This is a genomic window from Halorubrum sp. AJ67 (genome assembly GCF_000513435.1).
In genome coordinates, this window is sequence record NZ_CBVY010000003.1 from 427838 (window position 1) to 430101 (window position 2264).

Below are 2264 nucleotides of genomic sequence, written 5' to 3' on the forward strand. Positions count from 1 at the left end.
CGCTCGGCGGCGAGGAGGTCGTCGACGTCGTAACTGCGCAGGCTCGCGTCAACGGCCGCAGCCGCGCCGACCAGCGGTTCGAGCGCCGCGAGCGCGCTCGCGAGGTCGTACGCCCGCGCCGACTCCCGACCGTCCTCGCTCACGCGGGTCGCGTCGATGACGTACAGTTCCTCGTCGGCGACGAGGACGTTCTCGGCGCGGAGGTCGCCGTGCGCGAGGCCGGCGTCGTGGACCGTCCGCAGCGTCGCGAACAGTTCGGGCGCGAGCCGAGCGACGGTCTCCCTGTCCAACTCGCCGAGGGTACGGAACTCGGGGAGGTACTCCAACACGAGGACGCCGAGGTCGCCGACCTCGAACGCCTCGACCGGCTCCGGCGCGTGGACTCCCAGCTCGCGGACCCGCCGGGTCGCCTCCAGTTCGTGCCGCGCCATCTCGTAGGGGGTCTCGTGGCGCTCGAAGAACCCCTCCGTGCCGGCCGAGAACGCGCCGAGGTTCCGCCCGGTGGTGAAAAGCGCGTGGACGAGCGTGTTCTGTCGGGTGATCACCTTCACGAAGAGGTCGTCGTCGACGACCATCGGGGTCGACAGCCAGTTGTCGGCGTCGAGGAACCGGATCCGCATCCCGTCGCGGTCGTACCGCTCCGCCAGCTCGCGCGCGACCCGCTCGATGTCGGGCCAGTCGACGCGACCGCGGACGAGCTGCCGGAACTCCATACCGGCGGAACGCGGCGACGCTTCATAAGTCGTCGGCTCGCGGTCGACGGCGGACGGAACGCGACACGATCTTTCACGGTCGTTCGCATCGTTTATGCCCGCGGGTCGCAATTCTTGCGCATGGACTTCGAGGTACCCGCCGAACACCGGATGATGCGCGACACCGTCCGGGACTTTTGCGAGTCGGAGATCGCCCCCATCGCACAGGAGATCGAGGACGAACACCGGTTCCCCGAGGAGGTGTTCGACTCGCTCGCCGAGCTCGACGTGATGGGCGTCCCGGTCTCGGAGGAGTACGGCGGACTCGGCGGCGACCAGCTGCTGTACGCCCTGATCACGGAGGAGCTCGGGCGCGTCTCCGGCGGGATCGGGCTCTCGTACGCCGCGCACACCTCGCTTGGCGCGAAGCCGATCGACCTGTTCGGCACGGACGAACAGAAGGAAGAGTGGCTCCGCCCGCTCGCCGAGGGCGAGGGGATCGGGGCGTGGGCGCTCACCGAGCCGGGCAGCGGCTCCGACGCCTCGGACATGGACACCACCGCCGAGTACGACGCCGACGCGGGCGAGTACGTGCTGAACGGCACCAAGCAGTTCATCACGAACGCGAACGTCGCGAACTCGATCCTCGTCAAGGCCGTCACCGACTCCGAGGCGGGGTACGACGGCATCTCGACGTTCATCGTCGACCCGGACGAGGACGACGGGTTCGAGGTGACGACCGTCTGGGACAAGATGGGACTCAACAGCTCGCCGACATGCGAGATCGCCTTCGACGACGTGCGGCTCCCGGAGAACCGCCTGCTCGGCGAGGAGGGCGAGGGGTGGACACAGACGATGAAGACGCTCGACGGCGGTCGGATCTCCATCGCCGCGCTCTCCGTTGGGCTCGCGCAGGGGGCCTACGAGGCCGCCGAGGCGTACGCGGGCGAGCGCGAGCAGTTCGGCAGGCCGATCGCGAAGTTCGACGCGATCCGCGACAAGATCGTTCACATGTACCGGCAGATCGAGCGGGCACGGCTGCTCACGCACAAGGCGGCCACGCGGTACGACGCGGGCGAGTCGGTCACGAAGGAGTCGGCGCTGGCGAAGCTTGACGCCAGCGAGGCGGCCCGCGAAGTGGCTGAGGAGGCGGTTCAGACGCTTGGCGGCTACGGCTACACGACCGACTTCGCCCCGCAGCGGTTCTACCGCGACGCGAAGCTGATGGAGATCGGCGAGGGGACGAGCGAGATCCAACACGTCGTCATCGGGCGCGAACTCGGCCTCTGAGCGGTCCACGCGATCGGTGGCGTCGCCGCACCGGCCGTCACGAGAACTCCACGAGGTCGTCGTCGACGCCGCGCAGGCTCTCCGCGAGCCGCGACCCCTCGGGGACCGCCCGGAGGAACGGCTCCGACCCGAAGCGGACCTCACCGTTGACGGACACCAGACCGAGGTCCGCGGGGTCGCCGTCAAGTCCGGTGAGGAACGCGACGGTGCGGACCGCGGGCACGTCGCCGGCCCGCGCTCGGGGTCGACAGTCGTGGGAGGCAAGGCACACAGGGGGATAGG

Annotated in this window: 2 protein-coding genes and 1 pseudogene; 1 reads left to right on the forward strand and 2 read right to left on the reverse strand. The window is 69.5% G+C overall.

All coding sequences use genetic code 11. The features are described from left to right. A partial coding sequence (locus BN903_RS05325; protein WP_048076784.1) for an RIO1 family regulatory kinase/ATPase occupies nucleotides 1-713 on the reverse strand: 713 nt, incomplete at its 3' end. A 120-nt stretch (nucleotides 714-833) separates the two neighbouring features. Here BN903_RS05325 and BN903_RS05330 point away from each other — a divergent pair. Continuing rightward, a complete protein-coding gene (locus tag BN903_RS05330; RefSeq protein ID WP_048076704.1) occupies nucleotides 834-1982 on the forward strand; it encodes an acyl-CoA dehydrogenase family protein in 1149 nt (382 codons plus the stop codon). A 37-nt stretch (nucleotides 1983-2019) separates the two neighbouring features. On the opposite strand, the pseudogene BN903_RS05335 reads toward BN903_RS05330, so the two are convergent. Further along, nucleotides 2020-2264 (reverse strand): annotated as a pseudogene (locus BN903_RS05335) (hypothetical protein); the annotation flags it as partial.

Coding starts and splice junctions, on each gene's coding strand:
- BN903_RS05330 (WP_048076704.1), top strand. CDS start 834: ATGGACTTCGAGGTACCCGCCGAACACCGGATGATGCGCGACACCGTC.